The sequence below is a fragment of the Pseudomonas sp. 22490 genome (genome assembly GCF_052044465.1).
Lineage (GTDB): Bacteria > Pseudomonadota > Gammaproteobacteria > Pseudomonadales > Pseudomonadaceae > Pseudomonas > Pseudomonas aeruginosa.
The window spans coordinates 30,246-56,024 of record NZ_JBQENS010000015.1 but is presented as its reverse complement, the minus strand read 5'-3'; the positions used below and the strand labels follow the sequence as shown (position 1 = coordinate 56,024).

General features: G+C 66.0%; 20 protein-coding genes and 2 pseudogenes. 18 read left to right on the top strand and 4 right to left on the bottom strand.

Annotation, left to right across the window (positions count from 1 at the left end):
* Nucleotides 1-53: 53 nt before the first annotated feature.
* From ACTJJX_RS17930 to ACTJJX_RS17855, 16 genes are all read left to right on the top strand, one after another.
* A complete protein-coding gene (locus ACTJJX_RS17930; RefSeq protein ID WP_016852736.1) occupies nt 54-608 on the top strand; it encodes a DUF4442 domain-containing protein in 555 nt (184 codons plus the stop codon).
* A 599-nt stretch (nt 609-1,207) separates the two neighbouring features.
* A complete protein-coding gene (locus ACTJJX_RS17925) occupies nt 1,208-1,621 on the top strand; it encodes an NADH-quinone oxidoreductase subunit A (RefSeq protein WP_003090452.1) in 414 nt (137 codons plus the stop codon).
* A gap of 10 nt (nt 1,622-1,631) precedes the next feature.
* Nucleotides 1,632-2,309, top strand: a complete 678-nt coding sequence (locus tag ACTJJX_RS17920) for a NuoB/complex I 20 kDa subunit family protein (protein WP_003090455.1) — start codon at nt 1,632-1,634, stop codon at nt 2,307-2,309.
* Nucleotides 2,310-2,389: 80 nt separating this feature from the next.
* Nucleotides 2,390-4,171 carry an NADH-quinone oxidoreductase subunit C/D gene (nuoC, locus tag ACTJJX_RS17915; RefSeq protein ID WP_003090458.1) on the top strand — a complete coding sequence of 594 codons (1,782 nt, stop codon included), beginning with the start codon at nt 2,390-2,392 and terminating at the stop codon, nt 4,169-4,171.
* A gap of 1 nt (nt 4,172) precedes the next feature.
* A complete protein-coding gene (gene nuoE / locus ACTJJX_RS17910) occupies nt 4,173-4,673 on the top strand; it encodes an NADH-quinone oxidoreductase subunit NuoE (RefSeq protein WP_003090460.1) in 501 nt (166 codons plus the stop codon).
* The gene (gene nuoF, locus ACTJJX_RS17905) at nt 4,670-6,016 is read left to right on the top strand and encodes an NADH-quinone oxidoreductase subunit NuoF (RefSeq protein ID WP_003097674.1); all 1,347 of its coding nucleotides are present in this window, start codon (nt 4,670-4,672) and stop codon (nt 6,014-6,016) included. The genes nuoE and nuoF overlap by 4 nt, the downstream gene beginning before the upstream one ends.
* A 131-nt stretch (nt 6,017-6,147) precedes the next feature.
* Nucleotides 6,148-8,865 carry an NADH-quinone oxidoreductase subunit NuoG gene (nuoG, locus tag ACTJJX_RS17900; protein WP_003122603.1) on the top strand — a complete coding sequence of 906 codons (2,718 nt, stop codon included), beginning with the start codon at nt 6,148-6,150 and terminating at the stop codon, nt 8,863-8,865.
* On the top strand, nt 8,862-9,857 hold the full coding sequence (nuoH, locus tag ACTJJX_RS17895) for an NADH-quinone oxidoreductase subunit NuoH (RefSeq protein ID WP_003090465.1): 996 nt from the start codon (nt 8,862-8,864) through the stop codon (nt 9,855-9,857). Before nuoG ends, nuoH begins: the two co-directional genes overlap by 4 nt.
* A gap of 11 nt (nt 9,858-9,868) precedes the next feature.
* The gene (gene nuoI / locus ACTJJX_RS17890) at nt 9,869-10,417 is read left to right on the top strand and encodes an NADH-quinone oxidoreductase subunit NuoI (protein WP_003090467.1); all 549 of its coding nucleotides are present in this window, start codon (nt 9,869-9,871) and stop codon (nt 10,415-10,417) included.
* 11 nt (nt 10,418-10,428) lie between these two features.
* Complete coding sequence (gene nuoJ, locus ACTJJX_RS17885; protein ID WP_003090473.1) at nt 10,429-10,929, top strand: NADH-quinone oxidoreductase subunit J; 501 nt, start codon at nt 10,429-10,431, stop codon at nt 10,927-10,929.
* A gap of 45 nt (nt 10,930-10,974) precedes the next feature.
* Complete coding sequence (gene nuoK / locus ACTJJX_RS17880; RefSeq protein ID WP_003090475.1) at nt 10,975-11,283, top strand: NADH-quinone oxidoreductase subunit NuoK; 309 nt, start codon at nt 10,975-10,977, stop codon at nt 11,281-11,283.
* A complete protein-coding gene (nuoL, locus tag ACTJJX_RS17875; protein ID WP_003097681.1) occupies nt 11,280-13,127 on the top strand; it encodes an NADH-quinone oxidoreductase subunit L in 1,848 nt (615 codons plus the stop codon). The genes nuoK and nuoL overlap by 4 nt, the downstream gene beginning before the upstream one ends.
* 27 nt (nt 13,128-13,154) lie before the next feature.
* Nucleotides 13,155-14,684, top strand: a complete 1,530-nt coding sequence (nuoM, locus tag ACTJJX_RS17870; protein ID WP_003097684.1) for an NADH-quinone oxidoreductase subunit M — start codon at nt 13,155-13,157, stop codon at nt 14,682-14,684.
* A 7-nt stretch (nt 14,685-14,691) separates the two neighbouring features.
* Nucleotides 14,692-16,152, top strand: a complete 1,461-nt coding sequence (nuoN, locus tag ACTJJX_RS17865; RefSeq protein WP_016852735.1) for an NADH-quinone oxidoreductase subunit NuoN — start codon at nt 14,692-14,694, stop codon at nt 16,150-16,152.
* Nucleotides 16,153-16,266: 114 nt separating this feature from the next.
* Nucleotides 16,267-17,076 carry a class I SAM-dependent methyltransferase gene (locus ACTJJX_RS17860; protein WP_003113379.1) on the top strand — a complete coding sequence of 270 codons (810 nt, stop codon included), beginning with the start codon at nt 16,267-16,269 and terminating at the stop codon, nt 17,074-17,076.
* A 119-nt stretch (nt 17,077-17,195) separates the two neighbouring features.
* Nucleotides 17,196-18,599 (top strand): RtcB family protein, encoded by a 1,404-nt coding sequence (locus ACTJJX_RS17855; RefSeq protein WP_003116715.1) that lies wholly within the window; start codon nt 17,196-17,198, stop codon nt 18,597-18,599.
* 47 nt (nt 18,600-18,646) lie between these two features.
* Here ACTJJX_RS17855 and ACTJJX_RS17850 read toward each other — a convergent pair whose 3' ends face one another.
* The 3 genes from ACTJJX_RS17850 to ACTJJX_RS17840 form a co-directional block, all read right to left on the bottom strand.
* Nucleotides 18,647-19,705 carry an AI-2E family transporter gene (locus tag ACTJJX_RS17850; protein ID WP_003113380.1) on the bottom strand — a complete coding sequence of 353 codons (1,059 nt, stop codon included), beginning with the start codon at nt 19,703-19,705 and terminating at the stop codon, nt 18,647-18,649.
* Nucleotides 19,706-19,864: 159 nt separating this feature from the next.
* Nucleotides 19,865-21,550, bottom strand: coding sequence for a methyl-accepting chemotaxis protein (locus ACTJJX_RS17845; protein WP_009876647.1), 1,686 nt, complete (start codon nt 21,548-21,550; stop codon nt 19,865-19,867).
* Nucleotides 21,551-21,663: 113 nt separating this feature from the next.
* Nucleotides 21,664-22,989 carry a Na+/H+ antiporter family protein gene (locus ACTJJX_RS17840; RefSeq protein ID WP_003113382.1) on the bottom strand — a complete coding sequence of 442 codons (1,326 nt, stop codon included), beginning with the start codon at nt 22,987-22,989 and terminating at the stop codon, nt 21,664-21,666.
* Between the two features lie 258 nt (nt 22,990-23,247).
* On the opposite strand from ACTJJX_RS17840, the pseudogene ACTJJX_RS17835 reads away from it, so the two are divergent.
* Nucleotides 23,248-24,534, top strand: a pseudogene (locus ACTJJX_RS17835) (PDC sensor domain-containing protein); the annotation flags it as partial.
* A gap of 321 nt (nt 24,535-24,855) precedes the next feature.
* Nucleotides 24,856-25,392, top strand: a pseudogene (locus tag ACTJJX_RS17830) (methyl-accepting chemotaxis protein); the annotation flags it as partial.
* 4 nt (nt 25,393-25,396) lie between these two features.
* Here the strand turns inward: ACTJJX_RS17830 and ACTJJX_RS17825 are convergent.
* Nucleotides 25,397-25,705, bottom strand: coding sequence for a hypothetical protein (locus ACTJJX_RS17825; protein WP_003116713.1), 309 nt, complete (start codon nt 25,703-25,705; stop codon nt 25,397-25,399).
* Between the last annotated feature and the right edge of the window lie 74 nt (nt 25,706-25,779).

Here is a 25,779-nt window from a genome sequence, read left to right as displayed (position 1 = left end):
GGAATGCCGGCGCAGGTCGCCGCTACAGCCGTGGGCAAGCCCGGGCAAAGCGGGTGGAATGCAGGCTCCCCTCTCTATGGAAGGACGCCAGCATGCCCAAGCGCAATCGTCTCAGCCGCGCCGTCGGCGCCATCAACCTCCTCCCCCGCCGCCTGCGCAGCCGCAGCCTGTCGCTGCTGCTGGGCTCCCAGGTGCGCTTCGCCGGCACTGCCAGGGTGCGCATCCATGAACTGGGACAGGAGCGCGCCATCCTCAGCCTGAAGAACCGTCGACCGGTGCAGAACCACATAAAAGGTATCCATGCCGCGGCGATGGCCTTGCTCGCCGAGTCGGCCAGCGGCTTCCTGGTCGGAATGAACGTACCGGACGACAAGCTGCCGCTGATCAAGACCATGAAGATCGACTATCTCAAGCGCGCCCAGGGCGACCTGACCGCCATCGCGACGCTGGAGGCCGGACAGATCGAGCAGATCCGGCAACAGGACAAGGGCGAGGTCCGCGTGGCGGTGTTGGTCAGCGACGAGAACGGCAACCAGCCGATCGCCTGCGAAATGGTCTGGGCCTGGGTCGGCAAGAAACCCCGGGTCGCTACCGCAGCCCCCAGGTAGCGCACCTCCGGAGCGACTACATCTACGCTGCGACGCGAACCGCCGCAAACCTTGCCCAGCGCCTTCGCATCCGTCACGAAGAACCGCGGGCGCAGCCCCAGGCGGCGCCGCAGCCGGGTTGCCATGGTGCGGAAAGAAGAAAAACCGCCATGCGCCCGGCCCGGAGAATATTCCCGGTTTAATGCAATAACGGATTGGGCGAGAGTAATTACCAATAAAAGGGTAAACAATAGTAACGCGGCGAAGAATATATGTAGCGAAGTTATACGGATGCGACATTGCAAACGATATTCATTATCGTTTGAAGCCTTGCAAAGAGCCCTCCACCACGCTTCGCGGCAATACGACCAAAAGCCAGCCAGGCCGCGCCATTTCTCGCAAAGACAGCATTCACGAGGGTTTCGGGGATTAACCAAAGCGCTGGAAAAAGCAGAGAAGCGTCTGTTTGTGTTAGAAAAATTTACTTGTCCGGCGCTTTGGGCATAAAATCGGAAAGATACATACAACCCTTAGCTCACTACGCAGCGGGTTGCACAAGAAGTCGGGCATTGCGCCCAGAACCCACGATCTTATATATCCGGTACAGAAGGAGTATCAGCATGCCAAACCCAGCTGAACTTGCAGCTCATCACTGGGGATTCGCTGCCTTCCTTCTAGGGGTCGTTGGCCTTCTCGCCTTCATGCTAGGGGTTTCGTCCCTGCTTGGCAGCAAGGCATTTGGTCGCAGCAAGAACGAACCCTTCGAATCCGGGATCGTCCCCACCGGAGGCGCACGCCTGCGTCTCTCGGCAAAATTCTATCTGGTCGCGATGCTCTTCGTGATCTTCGACGTCGAAGCCCTCTTCCTCTTCGCCTGGTCGGTGTCGGTTCGCGAAAGCGGCTGGGCCGGCCTGATCGAGGCAACCATTTTCATAGCAATTCTGTTGGCGGGTCTTGTCTATCTTTGGCGGATCGGTGCGCTCGATTGGGCTCCCGAAAGCCGTCGCAAGCGGCAGGCGAAGCTAAAACAATGAGGCTTTGGCGATGCAATACAAACTTACCCGGATCGATCCCGATGCGGCCAACGACCAATACCCGATAGGCGAACGGGAAACCGTAGCCGACCCGCTGGTCGAGGGCCAGGTTCACAAGAACATCTTCATGGGCAAGCTCGAGGATGTGCTGAACTCCACCGTCAACTGGGGTCGCAAGAACTCGCTCTGGCCCTATAACTTCGGGCTGTCGTGCTGCTACGTGGAGATGACCACCGCCTTCACCGCGCCGCACGATATCGCCCGCTTCGGCGCCGAAGTGATCCGGGCGTCGCCGCGCCAGGCCGACTTCATGGTCATCGCCGGCACCTGCTTCATCAAGATGGCCCCGGTCATCCAGCGCCTCTACGAGCAGATGCTCGAACCCAAGTGGGTTATCTCCATGGGCTCGTGCGCCAATTCCGGCGGCATGTACGACATCTATTCGGTGGTCCAGGGGGTCGACAAGTTCCTCCCCGTGGACGTCTACATCCCCGGCTGCCCGCCCCGTCCGGAGGCGTTCCTGCAAGGCCTGATGCTGTTGCAGGAATCCATCGGCCAGGAGCGCCGCCCGCTGTCCTGGGTCGTTGGCGACCAGGGGGTCTACCGCGCCGAAATGCCGGCCCAGAAAGACCTGAAACGCGAGCAGCGCATCCAGGTGACCAACCTGCGCAGCCCCGACGAAGTGTGATCCGGAACTCCCGGCCAGCCCCGCTGGCCGGCCGAGACCAGCCGCGTTCACCCCACCGTTGACCGAAAGCGACCGAGACCATGACTGCAGACTCCGCTCTGTACATCCCGCCTTACAAGGCAGACGACCAGGATATCGTCGTCGAACTGAATTCCCGCTTTGGCGCCGAGACCTTCACCGTCCAGCCCACCCGTACCGGCATGCCGGTGCTCTGGGTCCCGCGCGAAAGACTGATCGAAGTCCTGACCTTCCTCCGTCAGGTACCCAAGCCCTACGTGATGCTCTACGACCTGCACGGCGTCGACGAGCGGCTGCGCACCCATCGCCGCGGCCTGCCGAGCGCCGACTTCAGCGTGTTCTACCACCTGATGTCGCTGGAGCGTAATAGTGACGTGATGATCAAGGTCGCCTTGTCCGAGCGCGACCTCAACCTGCCCACCGCCACCCGTATCTGGCCCAACGCCAACTGGTACGAGCGCGAAGTGTGGGACATGTACGGCATCACCTTCACCGGCCACCCGCACCTGACCCGCATGCTGATGCCGCCGACCTGGCAGGGCCATCCGCTGCGCAAGGACTACCCGGCGCGCGCCACCGAGTTCGATCCCTACTCCCTGTCCGCCGCCAAGCAGGACCTGGAGCAGGAGGCCCTGCGCTTCAAGCCGGAAGACTGGGGCATGAAGCGCCACGGCGAGAACGAGGACTACATGTTCCTCAACCTCGGCCCGAACCACCCGTCCGCCCACGGCGCGTTCCGCATCATCCTGCAGCTGGACGGCGAGGAGATCATCGACTGCGTCCCGGAGATCGGCTACCACCACCGCGGCGCCGAGAAGATGGCCGAGCGCCAGTCCTGGCACAGTTTCATTCCCTACACCGACCGCATCGACTACCTCGGCGGGGTGATGAACAACCTGCCCTACGTACTCTCGGTGGAGAAGCTCGCCGGGATCAAGGTGCCGCAGCGGGTCGACGTGATCCGGATCATGATGGCGGAGTTCTTCCGTATCCTGAACCACCTGCTGTACCTGGGCACCTATATCCAGGACGTCGGCGCCATGACCCCGGTGTTCTTCACCTTCACCGACCGCCAGCGCGCCTACAAGGTGGTCGAGGCCATCACCGGCTTCCGCCTGCACCCGGCCTGGTACCGCATCGGCGGCGTCGCCCACGACCTGCCGCGCGGCTGGGACAAGCTGGTCCGCGAGTTCCTCGACTGGATGCCCAAGCGCCTCGACGAGTACGAGACCGCGGCCCTGAAGAACAGCATCCTGCGCGGCCGGACCATCGGCGTCGCCCAGTACAACACCAAGGAAGCCCTCGAGTGGGGCACCACCGGCGCCGGCCTGCGCGCCACCGGTTGCGACTTCGACCTGCGCAAGGCCCGCCCCTACTCCGGCTACGAGAACTTCGAGTTCGAGGTACCGCTGGCCCACAACGGCGACGCCTACGACCGCTGCATGGTCAAGATGGGCGAGATGCGCCAGAGCCTGCGGATCATCGAACAGTGCCTGAAGAACATGCCGGAAGGCCCTTACAAGGCCGACCATCCGCTGACCACGCCGCCGCCGAAAGAACGCACGCTGCAACACATCGAAACCCTGATCACCCACTTCCTGCAGGTTTCCTGGGGCCCGGTCATGCCGGCCAACGAAGCCTTCCAGATGATCGAGGCGACCAAGGGTATCAACAGCTACTACCTGACCAGCGACGGCAGCACCATGAGCTACCGCACGCGTATCCGGACGCCCAGCTTCGCGCACCTGCAACAGATCCCCTCGGTGATCAACGGCAGCATGATCGCGGACCTGATCGCCTACCTGGGTAGCATCGATTTCGTTATGGCTGACGTGGACCGCTGACATGAGCCAGAGCAACCTGATTCAGACCGACCGTTTCGTCCTCAGCGAAACCGAGCGCTCGTCCATCGAGCATGAAATGCATCACTACGAGGACCCGCGCGCGGCGTCCATCGAAGCCCTGAAGATCGTCCAGAAACAGCGCGGCTGGGTGCCGGACGGCGCCATCCCGGCGATCGGCGAGGTGCTGGGGATCCCGGCCAGCGACGTCGAAGGCGTCGCCACCTTCTATAGTCAGATATTCCGCCAGCCGGTGGGCCGCCACATCATCCGCGTCTGCGACAGCATGGTCTGCTACATCGGCGGCCACGAGTCGGTGGTCGGCGAGATCCAGAAGCAACTCGGCATCGGTCTCGGCCAGACTACCGCCGACGGACGCTTCACCCTGCTCCCGGTCTGCTGCCTGGGCAACTGCGACAAGGCCCCGGCGCTGATGATCGACGACGACACCCATGGCGACGTGCGTCCCGACGGTGTCGCCAAACTGCTGGAGGCCTACGTATGACCCTTACCTCCATTGGTCCGGCCAACCGCATGGCGCGTTCGGCGGAAACCCATCCGCTGACCTGGCGCCTGCGCGAAGACGCCCAGCCCGTCTGGCTCGAGGAATACCAGAGCAAGGACGGCTATGCCGCGGCGCGCAAGGCGCTGACCCAGATGGCCCAGGACGACATCGTCCAGACCGTCAAGGACTCCGGCCTCAAGGGCCGCGGCGGCGCGGGCTTCCCCACCGGCGTGAAGTGGGGCCTGATGCCGAAGGACGAGTCGCTGAACATCCGCTACCTGCTGTGCAACGCGGACGAGATGGAGCCGAACACCTGGAAGGACCGCATGCTCATGGAGCAGCTGCCGCACCTGCTGGTGGAAGGCATGCTGATTTCCGCGCGCGCGCTGAAGGCCTACCGCGGCTACATCTTCCTGCGCGGCGAATACGTCGACGCGGCGCGCAACCTCAACCGCGCCATCGACGAAGCCAAGGCCGCCGGCCTGCTCGGCAAGAACATCCTCGGCAGCGGCTTCGATTTCGAGCTGTTCGTCCACACCGGTGCCGGCCGCTACATCTGCGGCGAAGAGACCGCGCTGATCAACTCGCTGGAAGGCCGCCGCGCCAACCCGCGTTCCAAACCGCCCTTCCCTGCCGCCGTCGGCGTCTGGGGCAAGCCGACCTGCGTGAACAACGTGGAGACGCTGTGCAACGTGCCGGCCATCGTCGGCAACGGCGTGGACTGGTACAAGACCCTGGCCCGCCCCGGCAGCGAAGACATGGGCACCAAGCTGATGGGCTTCTCCGGCAAGGTGAAGAACCCCGGCCTGTGGGAACTGCCGTTCGGCGTCAGCGCCCGCGAGCTGTTCGAGGACTACGCCGGCGGCATGCGCGACGGCTTCCAGCTCAAGGCCTGGCAGCCCGGCGGCGCCGGTACCGGCTTCCTGCTCCCGGAGCACCTGGATGCGCAGATGTTCGCCGGCGGCATCGCCAAGGTCGGCACCCGGATGGGCACCGGCCTGGCCATGGCGGTGGACGACAGCATCAACATGGTTTCCCTGCTGCGCAACATGGAAGAGTTCTTCGCCCGCGAGTCCTGCGGCTGGTGCACCCCCTGCCGCGATGGCCTGCCGTGGAGCGTGAAGCTGCTGCGCGCCCTGGAGCGGGGCGAAGGCCAGCCCGGCGACCTCGAGACCCTCGAGCAGCTGGTCAACTTCCTCGGCCCAGGCAAGACCTTCTGCGCCCACGCGCCGGGAGCCGTCGAGCCGCTGGGCAGCGCCCTCAAGTATTTCCGTGCCGAATTCGAGGCGGGCATCTCCCGCCAGCCTTCGGCCGCGCCGCGCCCGGCAACGGTCGGCGCCTGATGCTTTGCAGCCGGACGGCCAGCCGTCCGGCGATGTTTCGTCGTCGTGCCGCGGCCCGGCCGCAGGCCCGACGGAACCGTGAGTTTCTATTAGCCACGCCCGCTGACAACGGGCCAACGAAGACTTGAACCATGGCCACTATCCACGTAGACGGCAAGACGCTCGAAGTCGATGGTGCAGACAACCTCCTGCAGGCCTGTCTGTCCCTCGGTCTCGACATTCCCTACTTCTGCTGGCACCCGGCGCTCGGTAGCGTCGGCGCCTGCCGCCAGTGCGCGGTGAAGCAGTACACCGACGAGAACGACAAGCGTGGTCGCCTCGTCATGTCCTGCATGACCCCCGCCACCGACAACACCTGGATCTCCATCGAAGACGAAGAGGCCAAGCAGTTCCGCGCCAGCGTCGTCGAATGGCTGATGACCAACCACCCGCACGACTGCCCGGTGTGCGAGGAAGGCGGTCACTGCCACCTGCAGGACATGACGGTGATGACCGGCCACAACGAGCGCCGGTACCGCTTCACCAAGCGCACCCACCAGAACCAGGAACTCGGCCCGTTCATCGCCCACGAGATGAACCGCTGCATCGCCTGCTACCGCTGCGTGCGCTACTACAAGGACTACGCCGGCGGCACCGACCTCGGCGTCTACGGCGCCCACGACAACGTCTACTTCGGACGGGTCGAGGACGGCGTGCTGGAAAGCGAGTTCTCCGGCAACCTCACCGAGGTCTGCCCCACCGGCGTGTTCACCGACAAGACCCACTCCGAGCGCTACAACCGCAAGTGGGACATGCAGTTCGCCCCGAGCATCTGCCACGGCTGCTCCAGCGGCTGCAACATCAGCCCCGGCGAGCGCTACGGCGAGATCCGCCGCATCGAGAACCGCTACAACGGCTCGGTCAACCACTACTTCCTCTGCGACCGCGGTCGCTTCGGCTACGGCTACGTCAACCGCGAAGACCGTCCGCGCCAGCCGCTGCTGGTGCTGAGCAAGCAGAAGCTGAGCCTGGACGGCGCCCTCGACCAGGCCGCCGCCCTGCTGAAGGAGCGCAAGGTGGTCGGCATCGGTTCGCCGCGCGCCAGCCTGGAAAGCAACTTCGCCCTGCGCGAGCTGGTTGGCGAAGGCAACTTCTACAGCGGCATCAACGAAGGCGAGCTCGACCGCCTGCGCCTGATCCTGCAGGTCATGCAGGAAGGCCCGCTGCCGGTGCCGAGCATCCGCGACATCGAGGACCACGACGCGGTCTTCGTCCTCGGCGAGGACCTGACCCAGACCGCCGCCCGCATCGCCCTGGCCCTGCGCCAGTCGGTGAAGGGCAAGGCCGTCGAGATGGCTGCCGACATGAAGGTCCAGCCGTGGCTCGACGCCGCGGTGAAGAACATCGCCCAGCATGCGCAGAACCCGCTGTTCATCGCCAGCGTCAGCGCGACCCGCCTCGACGACGTGGCCGAGGAAACCGTTCACGCCGCGCCGGACGATCTCGCTCGCCTCGGCTTCGCCGTGGCCCACGCGATCGACCCAAGCGCCCCGTCCGTGGCCGACCTCGACCCTCAGGCCCAGGCCTTCGCCCAGCGCATCGCCGATGCCCTGCTGGCGGCCAAGCGTCCGCTGGTAGTGTCCGGCAACTCGCTGGGCAACAAGGCATTGATCGAAGCCGCGGCGAACATCGCCAAGGCCCTCAAGCAGCGCGAGAAGAACGGTTCCATCAGCCTGGTGGTCGGCGAAGCCAACAGCCTCGGCCTGGCGCTCTTCGGCGGCGACTCCGTGGAAGCCGCGCTCGAGCGACTGACCTCCGGACAGGCCGACGCCGTGGTGGTGCTGGAGAACGATCTCTATCGCCGCACCGACGCCGCCCGTGTCGACGCGGCCCTGGCGGCGGCCAAGGTGGTGATCGTCGCCGATCACCAGCAGACCGCCACCACCGCCAAGGCGCACCTGGTGCTGCCGGCGGCCAGCTTCGCCGAAGGCGACGGCACCCTGGTCAGCCAGGAAGGCCGCGCCCAGCGCTTCTTCCAGGTGTTCGACCCGACCTACTACGACGCCAGGAACATGGTCCGCGAGGGCTGGCGCTGGCTGCATGCGATCCACAGCACCCTGCAAGGCAAGCGCGTCGACTGGACCCAGCTGGACCACGTCACCGAAGCCGTGGCCGAGGCCAAGCCGATCCTGGCCGGCATCCGCGACGCCGCACCGGCCGCCTCGTTCCGCATCAAGGGCCTCAAGCTGGCCCGCGAACCGCACCGCTACAGCGGGCGCACCGCCATGCGCGCCAATATCAGCGTGCACGAGCCGCGCACCCCGCAGGACATCGACTCGGCGTTCGCCTTCTCCATGGAAGGCTACTCCGGCAGCCAGGAAGACCGTCAGCAGATCCCGTTCGCCTGGTCGCCGGGCTGGAACTCGCCGCAGGCCTGGAACAAGTTCCAGGACGAGGTCGGCGGCCACCTGCGCGCCGGCGACCCCGGCGTGCGCCTGATCGAACCGAAGGGCGAAGGCCTCGACTGGTTCCAGGCCGTGCCGGTGCCGTTCAGCGCCAAGGCCGACAGCTGGAAGGTAGTGCCGCTGTACCACCTGTTCGGCAGCGAGGAAAACAGCTCGCGGGCCGCGCCGATCCAGCAGCGCATCCCGGAGACCTACGTCGCCCTGTCCAAGGAAGACGCGGACCGCCTCGGCGTCAACGACGGCGCGACCCTCGGCTTCCAGCTCAAGGGCCAGGCCCTGCGCCTGCCGCTGCGCATCGATGAACAACTCGGCGCCGGCCTGATCGGCCTGCCGGTCGGCTTCGCCGGCATCCCGGCGGCGATCGCCGGCTGCTCCGTGGAAGGTCTGCAGGAGGCTGCACAATGAGTTGGCTGACTCCCGCTCTGGTCACCATCATCCTCACCGTGGTCAAGGCCATCGTGGTGCTGCTCGCCGTGGTCATCTGCGGCGCCCTGCTAAGCTGGGTCGAGCGCCGCCTGCTCGGCCTCTGGCAGGACCGCTACGGCCCCAACCGGGTCGGTCCGTTCGGTGCGTTCCAGCTCGGCGCGGACATGGTCAAGATGTTCTTCAAGGAGGACTGGACCCCGCCGTTCGCCGACAAGATGATCTTCACCCTGGCCCCGGTAATCGCGATGGGCGCCCTGCTCGTCGCCTTCGCCATCGTGCCGATCACCCCCACCTGGGGCGTGGCGGACCTGAACATCGGCATCCTGTTCTTCTTCGCCATGGCCGGCCTGACGGTGTACGCCGTGCTGTTCGCCGGCTGGTCGAGCAACAACAAGTTCGCCCTGCTCGGCAGCCTGCGCGCCTCGGCCCAGACCATATCCTACGAGGTGTTCCTGGCCCTGTCGCTGATGGGCATCGTCGCCCAGGTCGGCTCGTTCAACATGCGCGACATCGTCCAGTACCAGATCGACAACGTCTGGTTCATCATTCCGCAGTTCTTCGGCTTCTGCACCTTCATCATCGCCGGCGTCGCCGTGACCCACCGTCACCCGTTCGACCAGCCGGAAGCGGAGCAGGAACTGGCGGACGGCTACCACATCGAGTACGCCGGGATGAAATGGGGCATGTTCTTCGTCGGCGAGTACATCGGCATCGTACTGGTCTCGGCGCTGCTGGCGACCCTGTTCTTCGGCGGCTGGCACGGTCCGTTCCTGGACACCCTGCCCTGGCTGTCGTTCTTCTACTTCGCCGCCAAGACCGGCTTCTTCATCATGCTCTTCATCCTGATCCGCGCCTCGCTGCCGCGTCCGCGCTATGACCAGGTGATGGCGTTCAGCTGGAAGGTGTGCCTGCCGCTGACCCTGATCAACCTGCTGGTGACCGGCGCGCTCGTGCTGGCCGCGGCCCAGTAAGGAGAACCACCGTGATCAAAGAAATCATCAACGTCGTGCATGGCACCTTCACCCAGCTTCGCAGCCTGGTGATGATCTTCGGCCATGCCTTCCGCAAGCGCGACACCCTGCAATACCCCGAAGAGCCGGTCTACCTGCCGCCGCGCTATCGTGGCCGGATCGTCCTGACCCGCGACCCCGACGGCGAGGAACGCTGCGTAGCCTGCAACCTGTGCGCCGTGGCCTGTCCGGTTGGCTGCATCTCCCTGCAGAAGGCCGAGACCGAGGACGGTCGCTGGTATCCGGAGTTCTTCCGCATCAACTTCTCGCGCTGCATCTTCTGCGGCCTGTGCGAGGAAGCCTGCCCGACCACCGCGATCCAGCTCACCCCGGACTTCGAGATGGGCGAGTTCAAGCGCCAGGACCTGGTCTACGAGAAGCACGACCTGCTGATCTCCGGGCCGGGCAAGAACCCGGACTACAACTACTACCGCGTTGCGGGGATGGCGATCGCCGGCAAGCCGAAAGGCGCCGCGCAGAACGAAGCCGAACCGATCAACGTGAAAAGCCTGCTGCCATAAGGAGACGTCGCGTGGAATTCGCTTTCTATTTCGCTGCCGGCGTCGCCGTACTGGCCACGCTGCGGGTCATCACCAACAGCAACCCGGTGCATGCCCTGCTCTACCTGATCATTTCCCTGCTGGCCATCTCGATGACCTTCTTCAGCCTCGGCGCACCCTTCGCCGGTGCCCTGGAGATCATCGTCTACGCTGGCGCCATCATGGTTCTGTTCGTCTTCGTGGTGATGATGCTCAACCTCGGCCCGGCCGTGGTCGAGCAGGAGCGCAAGTGGCTCACGCCCGGCATCTGGGTCGGGCCTTCGGCCCTGGCCCTGGTCCTGCTGGTGGAACTGCTGGTGGTCCTCGCCCGCACCCCGAGCGGTGCCGGCATCGGCCATACCACGGTAGACGCCAAGGCGGTCGGCATCAGCCTCTACGGCCCGTACCTGCTGGTGGTCGAACTGGCCTCCATGCTGTTGCTCGCGGCCCTGGTCGCTGCCTATCACCTGGGTCGTCAAGACGCCAAACAATAAAGGTTCGGCGGGCGCCCTGCGCCCGCCCCAAGGGAACGTAACGCTATGAACGCAATACCACTGGAACACGGCCTGGCCCTCGCCAGCGTCCTGTTCGCCCTCGGACTGGTCGGCTTGATGGTGCGACGCAACATCCTGTTCGTACTGATGAGCCTGGAAGTGATGATGAACGCCGCCGCCCTCGCCTTCGTGGTCGCCGGCAGCCGCTGGGGCCAACCCGACGGCCAGGTGATGTTCATCCTGGTGCTGAGCCTCGCGGCCGCCGAAGCGAGCATCGGCCTGGCGATCCTGCTGCAACTGTATCGCCGCTTCCACACCCTCGATATCGACGCTGCCAGCGAGATGCGCGGATGAACCTTCTACCTCTTACCTTCCTGTTCCCCCTGGTCGGCTTCCTGCTGCTGTCGTTCTCCCGCGGCAGGTGGTCGGAAAACCTTTCGGCGCTGGTCGGCGTCGGCTCGGTCGGCCTCTCCGCCCTGAGCGCGGCCTGGGCCATCTTCAGCTTCCACAGCAGTCCGCCGGAAGGCGGTGCCTACAGCCTGGTGCTGTGGCAGTGGATGGCGGCCGGCGACTTCAGCACCAACTTCACCCTGTACCTGGACGGCCTCTCGGTAACCATGCTCGGCGTGGTTACCGGCGTCGGCTTCCTGATCCACCTGTTTGCCTCCTGGTACATGCGTGGCGAAACCGGCTATTCGCGCTTCTTCGCCTACACCAACCTGTTCATCGCCAGCATGCTGTTCCTGGTGCTGGGCGACAACCTGCTGTTCCTCTACTTCGGCTGGGAAGGCGTGGGCCTGTGCAGCTACCTGCTGATCGGCTTCTACTACAGCAATCGCAACAACGGTAACGCGGCGCTCAAGGCATTCATCGTCACCCGCGTCGGCGACGTGTTCATGGCTTTCGGCCTGTTCATCCTGTTCCAGCAGTTCGGCACCCTGAACATCCAGGAGCTGCTGGTGCTGGCGCCGCAGAAGTTCCCGGAAGGCAACCTCTGGCTGACCCTGGCGACCCTGGCCCTGCTCGGCGGCGCGGTCGGCAAGTCCGCCCAGCTGCCGCTGCAGACCTGGCTGGCCGACGCCATGGCCGGCCCGACCCCGGTCTCCGCGCTGATCCACGCCGCCACCATGGTGACCGCCGGCGTCTACCTGATCGCCCGTTGCCACGGCCTGTTCACCCTGGCCCCGGACATCCTCGAACTGGTCGGCATCGTCGGCGCGGTGACCTTGGTCCTGGCCGGCTTCGCCGCCCTGGTACAGACCGATATCAAGCGCATCCTCGCCTACTCGACCATGAGCCAGATCGGCTACATGTTCCTCGCCCTCGGCGTCGGCGCCTGGGACGCGGCGATCTTCCACCTGATGACCCACGCCTTCTTCAAGGCCCTGCTGTTCCTTGCCTCGGGCGCGGTGATCGTCGCCTGCCACCACGAGCAGAACATCTTCAAGATGGGCGGCTTGTGGAAGAAGCTGCCGCTGGCCTACGCCAGCTTCGTGGTCGGCGGTGCGGCGCTGGCCGCCCTGCCCTTCCTCACCGCGGGCTTCTACTCCAAGGACGAGATCCTCTGGGAGGCCTTCGCCAGCGGCCATCGCGAACTGCTGATCGCCGGCCTGGTGGGTGCGTTCCTGACCTCGATCTACACCTTCCGCCTGATCTTCGTCGCCTTCCACGGCGAGCCGAAGACCGAAGCCCACGCCGGCCACGGGATTTCCCACTGGTTGCCGCTCAGCGTGCTGATCGTCCTGTCGACCTTCGTCGGCGCCCTGATCACCCCGCCGCTGGCTGGCGTCCTGCCGGAAAGCGTCGGCCACGCCGGTGGCGAAGCCAAGCACAGCCTGGAACTGGCCTCGGGTGCCATCGCCATCGCCGGTATCCTGCTGGCCGCCCTGCTCTTCCTCGGCCAGCGCCGCTTCGTCAGCGCCCTGGCGAAGAGCGCCCCGGGTCGCTTCTTCGGTACCTGGTGGTACCACGCCTGGGGCTTCGACTGGCTGTACGACAAGCTGTTCGTGAAACCCTACCTGCTGCTCTGCCAATTGCTGGGGCGCGACCCCATCGACCGTACCCTGGGCGTCGTTCCGTTCAGCGTGCGCGGCGGACACAACCTCCTCAGCCTCACCGAGAACGGCCGCCTGCGCTGGTACGCCGCTTCCCTGGTGGGTGGCGCCGCCATCCTGCTCGGCGCGCTGCTGCTGGCCTAACGAATTCACGGAGAGACTGAGCCTGTCATGATTCTGCCCTGGCTAATCCTGATCCCCTTCATCGGCGGTTTCCTCTGCTGGATCGCCGAACACAGCAGCAAGACCCTGCCCCGCTGGATCGCGCTGCTTTCGATGACCCTGGTCCTGATCCTGAGCCTGTGGATCTGGGCCACCGGCGACTTCCAGCTGGCGCCCGCGCCCGGCGGCGAGCCGGAATGGACCCTGCAATTCAAGGTGCTGTGGATCGAGCGTCTCGGCATCAGCATCCACCTGGCGATGGATGGCCTGTCGCTGCTGATGGTCGCCCTCACCGGCCTGCTCGGCGTGCTCTCGGTCCTCTGCTCCTGGAACGAGATCCAGCGCCGCATCGGCTTCTTCCATCTGAACCTGCTGTGGATCCTGGGCGGTGTGATCGGCGTGTTCCTCGCCATCGACCTGTTCCTGTTCTTCTTCTTCTGGGAAATGATGCTGGTGCCGATGTACTTCCTCATCGCGCTGTGGGGACACAGTTCCGATGACGGCAAGAAGACCCGCATCTACGCCGCCACCAAGTTCTTCATCTTCACCCAGGCCAGCGGCCTGGTGATGCTGGTGGCGATCCTCGGCCTGGTGTTCGTCAACTTCAATGCCACCGGCGTGATCACCTTCGACTACGCCACCCTGCTGAAGACCCAGCTGAGCCCCCACGTGGAATGGCTGCTGATGCTCGGCTTCTTCGTCGCCTTCGCGGTGAAGATGCCGGTGGTGCCGGTGCATTCCTGGCTGCCGGACGCCCACGCCCAGGCGCCCACCGCCGGCTCCGTGGACCTCGCCGGCATCCTCCTGAAGACCGCCGCCTACGGCCTGATCCGCTTCGCCCTGCCGCTGTTCCCCAACGCCTCGGCGGAATTCGCGCCGATCGCCATGTGGCTCGGCATCATCGGCATCTTCTACGGTGCCCTGCTGTCCTTCGCGCAGACCGACATCAAGCGCCTGGTCGCCTACTCCAGCGTTTCGCACATGGGCTTCGTGATGATCGGCATCTACTCCGGCAGCCAGGTAGCGCTGCAGGGCGTGGTGGTGCAGATGATCGCCCACGGCCTCTCCGCCGCGGCGCTGTTCATCCTCTGCGGCCAGCTCTACGAGCGCCTGCATACCCGCGACATGCGCAAGATGGGCGGCCTGTGGTCGCGCATGCCCTACCTGCCGGCGATCAGCCTGTTCTTCGCCTCGGCGTCGCTGGGCCTGCCCGGTACCGGCAACTTCGTCGGGGAGTTCCTGATCCTGATCGGCGCCTTCAAGGTGGTCCCGGTGATCATCGTGATCGCCACCTTCGGCCTGGTCTTCGCCTCGGTCTACTCGCTGATCATGATCCACCGCGCCTACTTCGGCCCCAGCCAGTCCGACGAGCCGATCCTCGGCCTCGATGCCCGCGAACTGAGCATGGTGCTCGGCCTGGCGGTCCTGCTGGTCCTGCTCGGGGTCTACCCGCAGCCAGTGCTGGACATCTCCGCGGCCAGCATGCACGGCGTGCAGCAATGGCTGGGCGCAGCCCTTTCCACCCTTGCAGGACGGTAGTCGCGAAATGACCTTTACGATCCAACACTTCATCGCGCTCCTGCCACTGCTGATCACCAGCGCCACCCTGGTGGTGGTGATGCTGGCGGTAGCCTGGAAACGCAATCACTCGTTCACCGCCACCCTCTCGGTGATCGGCCTCAACCTGGCCCTGCTGTCGCTGCTGCCGGTCCTCGGCGTCACCCCGATCGAGGTGACACCGCTGGTGCTGGTGGACAACTACGCCTGCTTCTACATGGCCCTGGTGCTGGTCTCCGCCCTGGCCTGCGTGACCCTCGCCCACGCCTACATGGAAAGCTATCCGGGTAACCGCGAAGAGCTGTACCTGCTCCTGCTGCTGGCCACCGCCGGCGGCCTGGTGCTGGTCAGCGCGCAGCACCTGGCCAGCCTGTTCATCGGCCTGGAGCTGCTCTCGGTCCCGGTCTACGGGATGGTCGCCTACGCCTTCTTCAACAAGCGCTCGCTGGAAGCCGGCATCAAGTACACCGTGCTCTCGGCCGCCGGCTCCGCCTTCCTGCTGTTCGGCATGGCCCTGCTCTACGCCGAGTCCGGTACCCTGGGCTTCGCCGGCCTTGGCGCCAAGGTCGCCGAGCACGTGCTGAGCGGTCCGCTGGTCAGCGTTGGCGTAGGCATGATGCTGGTCGGCCTGGGCTTCAAGCTGTCGCTGGTGCCCTTCCACCTGTGGACCCCGGATGTCTACGAAGGCGCCCCGGCGCCGGTCTCGGCGTTCCTCGCCACCGCCAGCAAGGTCGCGGTGTTCGCCGTGCTGCTGCGGCTGTTCCAGATCGCCCCTGTGGCCCTGGACAACCAACTGCTGAACATCTCCCTGAGCGTCATCGCGGTCGCCTCGATCCTCTTCGGCAACCTGCTGGCACTGACCCAGAGCAACATCAAGCGCCTGCTCGGCTACTCGTCCATCGCCCACCTGGGCTACCTGCTGGTCGCCCTGATCGCCAGCAAGGGCATGGCCGTGGAAGCGGTCGGCGTCTACCTGGCTACCTACGTACTGACCTCCCTCGGCGCGTTCGGCGTGATCACCCTGATGTCCACCCCGTACAGCGGCCGCGACGCCGATGCGCTGTTCGAGTACCGCGGCTTGTTCTGGCGCCGGCCGGTACTGACCGCGGTGATGACCGTGATGATGCTGTCGCTGGCAGGCATCCCGCTGACCGCCGGCTTCATCGGCAAGTTCTACGTGATCGCGGTCGGCGTCGAGTCGCACCTGTGGTGGCTGATCGGCGCCCTGGTGCTGGGCAGCGCCATCGGCCTGTACTACTACCTGCGGGTCATGGTCACCCTGTTCCTGGTCGAGCCCGGCATCCGCCAGCACGACGCACCGTTCAACTGGGGCCAGCGCGCCGGCGGCATCATGCTGGTCGCCATCGCCCTGCTGGCGTTCTTCCTCGGCGTCTACCCGCAGCCGCTGCTGGAAATCCTCCAGCATTCCGGCCTGGCCCTCGCCGGCTGAGTCGCCCGCTCCACGAAAACCCCGCCTCGGCGGGGTTTTTCTTTGGCCCGCCCCACGCACCCTGCCCCGCTGCCGTGGCATGCTCCGCGCTCCATGGATGAACCCGGAGGCCTCATGCCCACCTTCCACGAAATCGACGTCCTGCGACACAACAGCGCCAGTTGGGACGCCCAGGCCGCCCGTGACTGCGAATGGTCGCGACCGGTCAGCGCCGAAGAGGTCGCCGCCGCACGCCGCGGCGACTGGGCGGTGAAGCTGACCCCGGGCGCGTTACCCGCTCACTGGCTGGGCGACGTACGCGGCCGCGAGATCCTCTGCCTGGCCTCGGCCGGCGGCCAGCAGGCGCCGATCCTTGCCGCCGCCGGCGCACGGGTCACGCTGTTCGACGCCTCGGCGGGACAGCTGGACAAGGACCGCCAGGTCGCCGCCCGCGACCGCCTCGAACTGGCCTGCGTGCAGGGCGACATGCGCGACCTCTCGACCTTCGCCGATGCCTCCTTCGACCTGGTCTTCAATCCCATCTCCAATCTCTACGTCGACGATGTCCTGCCGGTCTGGCGCGAATGCGCGCGGGTGCTGCGGCCGGGCGGCAAGCTGCTGGCGAGCTTCTACAACCCGGCGCTGTTCATCGAGGACCGCTCGCCGGAACTGGCAGAGCAGGGCCTGATCCGGCCGCGACATCGCCTGCCCTACTCCGACCTGGAAAGCCTCTCCGCCGAAGCCCTCGCGGCAAAGCGCGAGAAAGGCGAAGCCCTGGTGTTCGGCCATAGCCTGACCCAGCAGATCGCCGGCCAGCTCGCCGCCGGCCTGCTGCTGCAGGATTTCTACGAAGACTGGCAACCGCACCCGCGCTTCGTCATCGACCGCTTCGTGCCGACCTTCCTCGCCACCTGCGCGCTCAAGCCGAGGTCCGCCGCCGGTTGACAGCGGCGCGCGCGGACCTTAGAGTCCGCGCTCCCTTCCCGCCTGTGCTGCTGAGCGGAAAGACGCCAGCCTCCGGTTTCCACCGGACGGCTTCGCATTGTCTGTAGAGCGGCACTGTCATGTCCAAACATTCCCGGCTTGAAAAAGCCTTCCTGCGCAGCGGCATCCTCGTCGACCGCCAGCAGGACATCGTCACCCTCACCCGTCGTCACGACGGTACTTCGGCCCAGGTCCTGCTGCCCGCCAGCTTCGCGCTGGAGGAAAAGGCCGTGCGCCAGTTGCTCGACTTCGCCTCGGTCCAGGCACCCGGCGACACCGGGCACGTCTGCAAGGCCTGCGCCACGCCGGACTTCCATCCCGGCAGCATCGCCCCGGTCGGCTCCATCGTCGCCAGTACGGCGGACTTCGTCATTCCCGCTGCCATCGGCACCGACATCAATTGCGGCATGCGCCTGCTGCGTACCGGCCTGACCCTGTCCAGCGCCGAGGAGCACAGGCAAGCCCTGGTCGCCGGCCTGACCCACGTCCTGCTGCGTAACGGTCGCGACGTACCATTGCGGGTCCAGGCGTTCGAAGCGCTGTTCGCCGAAAGCCCCGGGCACTGCCTGGAGCGTCTCAGCGAAGACGGCCTGTGGGCCGAGGTCGACCAGGCGCGGCTGTTCCGCGAGTTACAGGGCTGCATCGGTCTGGATGAATTCGGCGGGCGTCTCGAGTATGCCCCCGAGGCCTTGCGCGATCGCCGCCGCAGCCTGATCCGCGATCCCGGCCTGGGTACCACCGGTTCCGGCAATCACTTCGTCGAGTTGCAGGTGGTGGACCGCCTGCTCGACCGCCACCAGGCCTTCGCCCTGGGCCTCAGGGCCGACGAACTGGTGGTGATGATCCACAGCGGCTCGCGCGATGTCGGCTTCCACGTCGGCCAGCGCTGGATGGACCGTGCCCGCACCGCCTGGCCGCGCGGCCGGCGCCACCCCGCGTCCGGCCTCTACGCGCTGGGCGGCGAGCTGGCCGGAGAATACCTCCAGGCCATGGGTGGCGCTGCGCGCTATGCCTGGCTGAACCGGGTGGTGCTGGCGGAGCTGGTGCGCAAGGTCTTGCGCGAGACCTTCCAGCGCGACGACAGCGCCCTGCTGGTGGACGTCCCGCACAACGTGGTGCTCCAGGAACAGGGCCTGAATCTCCACCGCAAGGGCGCCACGCCGGCCCGCCAGGGCGATCTGCTGCTGATTCCCGGCTCGATGGGCGATTACTCGTACATCGCCAGCGGCCTGGGCCACCCGGACTGGCTATGGTCCTGCAGCCATGGGGCCGGCCGCAGCATCCGCCGGCAGGCGCTACGAGCGCTGAAAGGCCCGGGCGACAGCGCGCTGCCCTGGCACTGCGTGACCCTCCGTGAGGAGCGCCGCATCGAAGAGGCCCCGGGCGCCTACAAGCCGGTGGGGCCGGTGATCGATGCCCAGGAGCGTGCCGGGCTGATCCGGCCGCTGGCACGCTTGCGTCCGTGGCTGACCTTCAAGGCCTGAAACGAACAAGCCCCGCATTCGCGGGGCTTGTCTGCCACGGGCGCGACTCAGGCCTGCGGTTCTTCCTCGCGGCCAGTGAACAGGTCCCAGCTGGCCATGAACAGCGCAGCGATCAGCGGGCCGATGACGAAGCCGTTGAGACCGAACAGGGCCATGCCGCCGAGGGTGGAGATCAGCACCACGTAGTCCGGCATCTTGGTGTCCTTGCCGACCAGGATCGGGCGCAGGATGTTGTCCACCAGGCCGATCACCACCACGCAGAACAGGATCAGCACTACACCCTGCCAGATCGCCCCGGTGAGCAGGAAGTAGGCCGCCACCGGCGCCCAGATCAGCGCCGCACCGATGGCCGGCAGCAGCGACAGGAAGGCCATCAGGGTGCCCCAGAGCAAGGCGCCCTCGATGCCCAGCAGCCAGAAGATCAGGCCGCCGAGAGCGCCCTGGGTGGCAGCCACGGCGATGTTGCCCTTCACCGTGGCGCGGATCACCGTGGTGAACTTGGCGAACAGGTGGTGCTTGTGTTCCTGGCTCAGCGGCACCGCCTGCTTGATCCGCCGGCCGAGCACGCGACCGTCGCGGAGGAGGAAGAACAGCAGGTAGAGCATGATGCCGAAGCTGATGACGAAGTCGAGGGTGTTCTGGCCGATGCTGAACGCCTTGGTCGCCACCACCTGGCTGGCCTGCATCGCCACCGAGGAGAGCTTCTCCTGCAGGCTCGAGAGATTGGCCAGGTCGAAGCGCTCCAGCCACTGGTGCACCGATGGCGGCAAGGCGGCCACCGCCTGCTGCAGGTAGGCGGCGAAGTTCAGTTCGCCGGACTTGACCCGCTGGTAGACGCTCGCGCCTTCCTGCACCAGCGAACCGGCGATGAAGATCACCGGGATGATCACGATCAGCACGCAGATCAGCAGGGTGATCAGCGCGGCGAGGTTCTTCCGATCCCTCAGGCGCACCTGCAGGCGGCGTTGCACCGGGGCGAAGATGATCGCCAGGATGGTGCCCCAGAACACCGCGCCGTAGAACGGCAGCAAGAGCCAGCCGAAGGCGAGCGTGACCACCGCCAGCAACAGGAGAAAAGTCCGGGATTCCAGTTTCGTGTCGAGCATGTCCAATCCATCTGGCAGTGGGAAGCAAAGCATTAGTCAGCCGGCGGACGTGGATCGTTCACGACTGCCGGCCGACTCCGCCGAATAATGACAGGAAGGCTCTGTGGCGCACCACTGCCGGCTGGCTCTTTTGCCGGCAGCGGTCGCGCGGGGGAAGGGTCAGATGCGGAACTGACCGACCAGTCGGCCCAGGCCCTGGCCCAGTTGCGCCAGGCTGCGGGCGGTCTGCGCGCCCTGCTGGGCCTCGTCGGCGACGCTGTCCACCGCGCCAGCGATCTGGTGCACGCTGCGGTTGATCTCCTCGGCCACCGCGGTCTGTTCCTCGGCGGCGCTGGCGATCTGCGCGTTCATCGCGTTGATGGTGGCGATCAGCTGGGCGATGGCATCCAGCGAATCGCCGGCCTGGTTGGCCTGGTTGCTGGTGCCCTCGCCGGCCTCGCCGGAACGGCGCATGGCGTCGACCGCGGCGTTGGTGCCCTGCTGCAGGCGATCGATCATGCCCTGGATTTCCTGGGTACTCTGCTGGGTGCGGCTGGCCAGCGCCCGCACTTCGTCGGCGACCACCGCAAAGCCACGTCCGGCCTCGCCGGCACGGGCCGCCTCGATGGCCGCGTTGAGCGCCAGCAGGTTGGTCTGTTCGGCAATGGAGCGGATCACCCCGAGCACACTGACGATGGATTGCACGTCCTGCTGCAGGCTATCCAGAGAAGTCCCGCTGTCGCGGATCTCGTCCACCAGCGCGTGGATGCGCTCGATGCTGCCGTCCACCACGCGCTTGGCCGCCTGGCCTTCGTGGTCGGTCTGCTGCGCGGCCTCGGCGGCGCGCTGGGCGCTCTGCGCCACTTCATGGGCGGCGGCGGACATCTCGTTGATCGCGGTGGCGACCTGGTCGGTCTCGTGGCGCTGGCGCTCCATGGCCTGCTCGGAACGCTCGGCCTGGGCCGACATCTGCTCCACCAGTTGCTTGAGGTCGCCGGTCATCCCGGCGATCTGCCGCACCAGACCGTGGATCTTCTCGACGAAGCGGTTGAAGGAACCGGCCAGCTCGCCCAGCTCGTCGTGGCTGGTCACCGGTAGGCGACGGGTCAGGTCGCCTTCGCCGGCGGCGATGTCATCGAGGTTCTGGCGGATCTGGTGCAACGGCCGCAGCATCGCGTTGGCCACCGCCAGGCCGATCACCAGCAGGACCACCAGAAGGACGCCGGCGATCCCCACGATACTGGCGATCAGGGTGCCGATACGCTCGTCGATGTCCTGCTTGATTTCCACCAACTGGGCCTCGACGCCGTCGAGGTTGATCGCCGAGCCGATAACCATGTCCCACTTCGGCAGGTACAGGGTATAGGACAGCTTGGGCACCATGACGCCCTCGTTGCCCGGCAGCGGCGAGGTATAGGTCACGTAGTGGCTGCCGTTGCGGCCGGCCTCCACCAGTTCGCGGTTGAGGTAGACGCCGCTGGGATCGCGGCGGTCGCGGAAGCTCTTGCCGACGTCCACCGGGCTGTCGCCGCGAAACAGGCGCACCACCTGGGAGTCGTAGCCGAAGATATAGCCGTCCTTGCCGTACTTGATCTTCGACAGGCGCGCGATGGCCTCGGCGCGGGCATTCAGGTCGCCGTTGGCCGAGCGGTCGTACTCGGCCTGGATACTGCCCATGGCGATCTGCACGTAGTGCTCGAGTTCGGCACGACGGTCGCCGAGCAGGCGCTCGCGGGTATCCTTGACTTCGGCATCAGCCTGTTTTTTCAGGATCAGCACCGCTCCGCCGCTGAGCACCAGGGCGAAGAGCAGCACCGGCACCATGGCCAGCAGGAGGACTTTGGATTTCAGGGTCAGACGCATCATCAACTCCTAGCATGACGCCCAATAAAAAACGGGATTCCCGTTTCATCGGCAATCCCGTCGGAAGCTTAAGCGGCCGGCCCGACATTCCGTCAGGCGACCGCCCGAGATGGAACTCAGAGCAACATCGCGGCGGCCCAGCCGAACACCAGCAACGGCAGGTTGTAGTGCAGGAAGGTCGGCACCACGGTGTCCCAGATGTGATTGTGCTGGCCGTCGACGTTGAGCCCGGAGGTCGGCCCAAGGGTCGAGTCCGACGCCGGAGAACCTGCATCCCCCAGCGCGCCGGCGGTGCCGACGATGCTGACGATGGCCAGCGGGCTGAAGCCCAGTTGCACCGCCAGCGGGACGAAGATCGCGGCGATGATCGGCACGGTGGAGAACGACGAGCCGATGCCCATGGTGACCAGCAGGCCGACCAGCAGCATCAGCATGGCGCCGACCGCCTTGCTGTTGCCGATCCAGGCCACCGAGGCGTCGACCAGGCTCTGCACCTCGCCGGTGGCCTTCATCACCTCGGCGAAACCGGCCGCGGCGATCATGATGAAACCGATGGTGGCCATCATCTTCATGCCTTCGGTGAACAGGTCGTCGGTCTCCTTCCAGCGCACCACGCCGGACAGCGAGAAGACCACGAAACCGACCAGCGCGCCGATGATCATCGAGTCCAGCCACAGCTGTGCGACGAACGCGGCGACGATGGATACCCCGGCCACCGCCAGGCTCTTCGGGTTGTAGCTGACATCGACGCGTTCGGCCTGCTCGATCCGCTGCAAGTCGTAGACGCGCTTGCGGCGGTAGCTGAACAGCACCGCGATGAGCAACCCGGCGAGCATGCCCAGGGCTGGGATGAACATGGCGTGGGTGACGTTGATCCCGCTGACGTCGACGCCGTTGCGCGCCACGTTGGCCAGCAGGATTTCATTGAGGAAGATGTTGCCGAAGCCCACCGGCAGGAACATGTACGGGGTGATCAGGCCGAAGGTGATGACGCAGGCGATCAATCGCCGGTCGATCTGCAGCTTGCTCAGCACATAGAGCAGCGGCGGCACCAGCAGCGGGATGAAGGCGATATGGATCGGCAGGATATTCTGCGAGGATACCGCCACGCAGAGCAGCAGGCCGACCAGGATCCACTTGAACGCACCGGCGCCCTTGCCCTGCTCGTCGTGCCGGCCGAGCAGCGCCAGGACCTTGTCGGCCAGCGCATGGGCCACGCCGGAGCGGGCGATGGCCACGGCGAAGGCGCCGAGCATGGCGTACGACAGGGCCACCGTGGCACCCCCGCCGAGGCCGCCGTTGAAGGCCTTGAGAGTCCCCTCCAGGCCTAGGCCACCGAACAGTCCGCCGACCACCGCGCCGATGATCAGCGCCAGCACGACATGCACACGGCAAAGGCTGAGGACGAGCATCAGCCCCACCGCCAGCACCACTGCGTTCATCGTTGAACTCCTTGCAAATGAAACGAACTCGACCGTCTGCGGCCGAAAAAAGGGGCGTACTCTGCTACAGCCATCCCCGCCTGTCAAAGCCGCGCATGCGCGAATGTCGCCTGGCTATAAACCGTTGTGCACGGTTCTTGCGTGCGATTCGCCGAACGACGGCAATCCGGCGCCAGCGAACGGACCGTCGTCAAGAATGGGCGAGCCCTGCCGATAAGCCTTGGGCCCCCGCAGTTTCTTCGTACAAGGACCCCTCCCATGTTCCTTCGCCGCCTGTCCATCCAATGGAAGATCACCCTGCTGGCAGGGCTCTGCCTGCTCGGCGTGGTCGCCTTGCTGGTCGGCCTTTCGGTCTACCGCATGCAGCACAGCAGCGTGCTGGTGAAAAGCGCCAGTACACAGATGCTCGACGAATCGGCGCGCCTGCGCCTGGAAGCCCGCGGGGAATTGCAGGCGTTACGCATCCAGCGCTATTTCATGGATGCCTTCCAGTACGGCAAGGGCTTCTCCCGGCAGATCCTGTTCCTCCGCGACCAGGCGCAGAAGCGCTTCCTCGATGCCTACGACCTGCGCGAAGACCTGACCCGCCAGGTGCGCACCGCGCTCGCCGCCAATCCCGAGGTGCTCGGCCTGTACGTGGTCTTCGAACCCAATGCGCTGGACGGCAAGGACGAACTGTTCGTCGACCAGCCCGCCCTGGGCAGCAACGACAAGGGACGCTTCTCCCTGTACTGGGCGCAGGCCACGCCGGGACAGCTGGAATCCGAGTCGATGATCGAGTCCGAACTCGCCGACACCAGCAGCGGGCCCAGCGGCGCGGCCTACAACGCCTGGTACACCTGCCCGAAGGAAAGCGGGCAACCCTGCGTGCTCGATCCTTACTTCGACAAGGTCGGCGAACGCCAACTGCTGATGACCAGCATCGCCTTTCCCCTCGAACTGGATGGCAAGGTGATCGGCGTGATGGGCCTGGACATCAACCTGAGCAACCTGCAGGCGCTCAGCGAACAGGGCAACCGCGAACTCTACGACGGCGTCGGCCAGGTCGGCATCCTCAGCCCGGCCGGGCTGTTCGCCGGCAACAGCCGCGACGCCGGCCTGCTCGGCAAGAACCTGGCCAAGGCGGATCCGCAGCACGCCGGCGAACTCCTGCAACTGCTGGCCGCCGGCAAGAGCCGGTTGTTCAACGAGAACGACGACCTCAAGGTGCTGCAACCGTTGCAGCCGATTCCCGGCGCCAAGCCCTGGGGCGTGCTCCTTGAAGTGCCGAAGAGCGCCCTGCTCGGCCCGGCCCTGGCGCTGGAGCGGCAACTGGACGACATGCGTCGCGAAGGCACCTGGGTCGAACTGGGCCTCGGCCTCGGCGCCGCGGTGCTCGGCCTGCTGGTGCTGTGGCTGAGCGCCCGCGGCGTGACCCGGCCGATCCTCGGCGTCGCCCACATGCTGCGCGACATCGCCAGCGGCGAAGGCGACCTGACCCAGCGTCTGCCGCACACCGGGCGCGACGAGCTGGGCGAACTGGCCGGTTGGTTCAACCGTTTTCTCGACAAGCTGCAGCCGATCATCCGCGACGTGAAGGTCTCGGTGCGCGATGCGCGCAGTACCGCCGACCAGTCGGCGGCGATTTCCAGCCAGACCAGCGCCGGCATGCAGCAGCAGTTCCGCGAGATCGACCAGGTCGCCACCGCATCCCACGAGATGACCGCCACTGCCCAGGACGTCGCCCGTAGCGCCGCCCAGGCCGCCGACGCCGCGCGCGGTGCCGACCAGGCGACCCGCGACGGCCTGGCGCTGATCGACCGCACCACACAGAGCATCGACAGCCTGGCCGCCAACCTGACCAGCGCCATGGGCCAGGTCGAGCAACTGGCCAGCAGCAGCGAGGAAATCGGTTCGGTGCTGGAAGTGATCCGCGCCATCGCCGAGCAGACCAACCTGCTGGCGCTCAACGCGGCCATCGAGGCGGCCCGCGCCGGCGACGCCGGCCGCGGCTTCGCGGTGGTCGCCGACGAAGTGCGCAACCTCGCCCGGCGCACCCAGGACTCGGTGGAACAGATCCGCGGGGTGATCGAAGGCCTGCAACAGGGCACCCGCGACGTGGTCGACGCCATGCATGGCAGCCATCGCCAGGCCCAGGGCAGCGTCGAGCAGGTGGATGAAGCGGTGGCCGCGCTGCAACGGATCGGCGAGGCGGTGACGGTGATCAACGACATGAATCTACAGATTGCCAGCGCCGCCGAGGAACAGAGCTCGGTAGCCGAGGAGATCAACCGCAATGTCGCGGCGATCCGTGACGTCACCGAGTCGCTGTCGAGCCAGGCCGAGGAATCGGCCCAGGTCAGTCAGTCGCTGAACCGCCTGGCCAACCACCAGCAGGGCCTGATGGAACAGTTCAAGGCCTGACCGTTCACGGCCTGAATAGCGCCGGGGGGCCGTAGGTCCCCCAGATCGCCAGGCGGGCCAGCGAGCGCAGCCAGCCACGCAGACGCGCCGGGGCTCCCGCCTCGGCCACCTTCGCTGCCGCTGTCCCGGCCTGTCGCGGCTCGCCGCGCTCGCTGCGCAACGCGTTTTCCACGGCCTGCTCGTAGCGAGCCTGCGCGAGTAACCGCGGCGACCGCCCCTCCTCTCGCTGTCCACTGGACTCGCCCAACAGGAACACCAGCACCGGCAGCATCAGCGCCCAGCGCCAGCGGCCCGTACTCGTCCGCCGTTTCATCGTCCAAGACCTCCTTGCAAGAAGCCCGGGATGCTAGGGAAAGCGCAGGAGGAAATCTTGCCGGGACTGTCGGC

What these genes read in the sequence shown, in the direction of transcription:
- ACTJJX_RS17925 (WP_003090452.1), top strand. Translation starts at nt 1,208, where the DNA reads ATGCCAAACCCAGCTGAACTTGCAGCTCATCACTGGGGATTCGCTGCC.
- ACTJJX_RS17920 (WP_003090455.1), top strand. Translation starts at nt 1,632, where the DNA reads ATGCAATACAAACTTACCCGGATCGATCCCGATGCGGCCAACGACCAA.
- nuoC (WP_003090458.1), top strand. Translation starts at nt 2,390, where the DNA reads ATGACTGCAGACTCCGCTCTGTACATCCCGCCTTACAAGGCAGACGAC.
- nuoE (WP_003090460.1), top strand. Translation starts at nt 4,173, where the DNA reads ATGAGCCAGAGCAACCTGATTCAGACCGACCGTTTCGTCCTCAGCGAA.
- nuoF (WP_003097674.1), top strand. Translation starts at nt 4,670, where the DNA reads ATGACCCTTACCTCCATTGGTCCGGCCAACCGCATGGCGCGTTCGGCG.
- nuoG (WP_003122603.1), top strand. Translation starts at nt 6,148, where the DNA reads ATGGCCACTATCCACGTAGACGGCAAGACGCTCGAAGTCGATGGTGCA.
- nuoH (WP_003090465.1), top strand. Translation starts at nt 8,862, where the DNA reads ATGAGTTGGCTGACTCCCGCTCTGGTCACCATCATCCTCACCGTGGTC.
- nuoK (WP_003090475.1), top strand. Translation starts at nt 10,975, where the DNA reads ATGAACGCAATACCACTGGAACACGGCCTGGCCCTCGCCAGCGTCCTG.
- nuoL (WP_003097681.1), top strand. Translation starts at nt 11,280, where the DNA reads ATGAACCTTCTACCTCTTACCTTCCTGTTCCCCCTGGTCGGCTTCCTG.
- nuoM (WP_003097684.1), top strand. Translation starts at nt 13,155, where the DNA reads ATGATTCTGCCCTGGCTAATCCTGATCCCCTTCATCGGCGGTTTCCTC.
- nuoN (WP_016852735.1), top strand. Translation starts at nt 14,692, where the DNA reads ATGACCTTTACGATCCAACACTTCATCGCGCTCCTGCCACTGCTGATC.
- ACTJJX_RS17860 (WP_003113379.1), top strand. Translation starts at nt 16,267, where the DNA reads ATGCCCACCTTCCACGAAATCGACGTCCTGCGACACAACAGCGCCAGT.
- ACTJJX_RS17855 (WP_003116715.1), top strand. Translation starts at nt 17,196, where the DNA reads ATGTCCAAACATTCCCGGCTTGAAAAAGCCTTCCTGCGCAGCGGCATC.
- ACTJJX_RS17850 (WP_003113380.1), bottom strand. Translation starts at nt 19,705, where the DNA reads ATGCTCGACACGAAACTGGAATCCCGGACTTTTCTCCTGTTGCTGGCG.
- ACTJJX_RS17845 (WP_009876647.1), bottom strand. Translation starts at nt 21,550, where the DNA reads ATGATGCGTCTGACCCTGAAATCCAAAGTCCTCCTGCTGGCCATGGTG.
- ACTJJX_RS17840 (WP_003113382.1), bottom strand. Translation starts at nt 22,989, where the DNA reads ATGAACGCAGTGGTGCTGGCGGTGGGGCTGATGCTCGTCCTCAGCCTT.
- ACTJJX_RS17825 (WP_003116713.1), bottom strand. Translation starts at nt 25,705, where the DNA reads ATGAAACGGCGGACGAGTACGGGCCGCTGGCGCTGGGCGCTGATGCTG.